Annotated in this window: 1 pseudogene; it reads left to right on the top strand. The window is 55.9% G+C overall.

The window, feature by feature from the left end:
* Positions 1-1,748 (top strand): annotated as a pseudogene (locus P0G09_RS15325) (N-domain protein, SNF2 family); the annotation flags it as partial.

Genomic DNA, 1,748 nt, shown 5'->3' with positions numbered 1-1,748 from the left:
CAGAATCTTATCTGGAAAATCTGAAAAAAGAAGTTGCAGACAGAGAAGCCGCCGAGTGGCTCAAAGTCGAACACGCAAAATTTTTAGCAGACAAGGACGAGCCGGAGCCGTCTGACGAAGAACTGGACGAACTGCCCATCTCTGCTGTAATGGACGGAGAGGTGCAGACCTTCCCGGATGCCGCTGCCTTGGATGAAGCCTTGAACGCTGCGCCTGCCGGGAACTTCCGCATCACAGACGACCATTTGGGCGAGGGCGGTGCAAAGCAGAAATATGCCCGGAACATCGAAGCCATCCGAACTCTGTTTCGTTTGGAGGAGGAGCACCGGGGTGCCACCGCCGAGGAACAGCAGGTGCTTTCACAGTATGTGGGCTGGGGCGGTCTGGCAGACGCTTTTGACCCCGGCAAAGATAGTTGGGCAAAGGAATACGCCGAACTGAAAGGGCTGCTCTCCGAGGACGAGTATGCCGCCGCACGTTCCAGCACCCTGAACGCCCACTACACCAGCCCCACCGTGATCCGTGGTATCTACGATGCGGTGGAGCGCATGGGTTTCCGCAGCGGTAACATTCTGGAACCTAGTATGGGCGTGGGCAACTTCTTCGGTATGCTGCCGGACACCATGCAGGACAGCCGCTTATACGGCGTGGAGCTGGACAGCATCACCGGGCGTATTGCGAAAAAGCTGTACCCGCAGGCCGACATTACCGTGGCGGGCTTTGAGACCACAGACCGCCGTGATTTCTACGATCTGGCGGTGGGCAACGTGCCCTTCGGCAACTACAAGGTCAACGACAAGGCGTACAACAAGTTGGGATTCAGCATCCACAACTACTTTTTCGCCAAGGCCATTGACCAAGTGCGTCCGGGCGGCGTGGTGGCGTTCGTCACCAGCCGCTACACCATGGATAGCAAGGACAGCACCGCCCGCAAGCACATGGCAGAGCGTGCTGACCTGTTGGGAGCTATCCGTCTGCCGAATAATGCGTTCAAGGCAAACGCAGGCACGGATGTTGTGAGTGACATTATCTTTTTGCAGAAGCGTGACCGCCCTGCGGACATCGAACCTGCATGGGTGCAGCTTGGCAAGACCGAGGACGGCTTTGCCATCAACCAGTATTTCGTGGACCACCCGGAGATGATTCTGGGCGAACTGACCACCGAAAGCACCCAATACGGACGGGAGGAACTGACGGTTGCCCCCATCGAGGGCGCAGTGCTGGCCGACCAGCTTGCCGAAGCGGTACAGCATATTGAGGGCCAGTATGTTGAAGTCGAGGTGGAAACACCAGATGTTGCGGATGCAGAAGTCGAGCGCAAGACGCTCCCCGCTGACCCAGATGTAAAGAATTTCTCCTATGCCGTGGTGGACGGTGAGGTGTACTACCGAGAAAATTCGATTATGACGCAGGTGGAGTTGTCCGATAATGCCAAAGGCCGTGTAGCTGGTATGGTGGAGTTGCGGCAAATCGTCAACGAACTGATTGACCAGCAGTTGGACTTCCCGGACGAGGATATTAAGGCATCGCAAGCAAAATTGAACGCCGCCTACGATGCCTTTACCGCAAAATACGGGCTGATCAACGACAAGAAAAATGCCCGCCTGTTCGATGATGACAGTTCCTACTATCTGCTCTGCTCTTTGGAAAATCTCGATGAGAATAAACAGCTCAAAAGCAAGGCGGATATGTTCACCAAGCGAACGATTCGCCCGGAGCGCACCGTCACCAGCGTGGACACCCCCAGC

This window comes from Faecalibacterium sp. DFI.5.82 (assembly GCF_029076575.1).
GTDB classification, from domain to species: Bacteria; Bacillota; Clostridia; order Oscillospirales; family Ruminococcaceae; genus Faecalibacterium; species Faecalibacterium duncaniae.
This window is presented reverse-complemented; position numbering and strand designations above follow the sequence as displayed.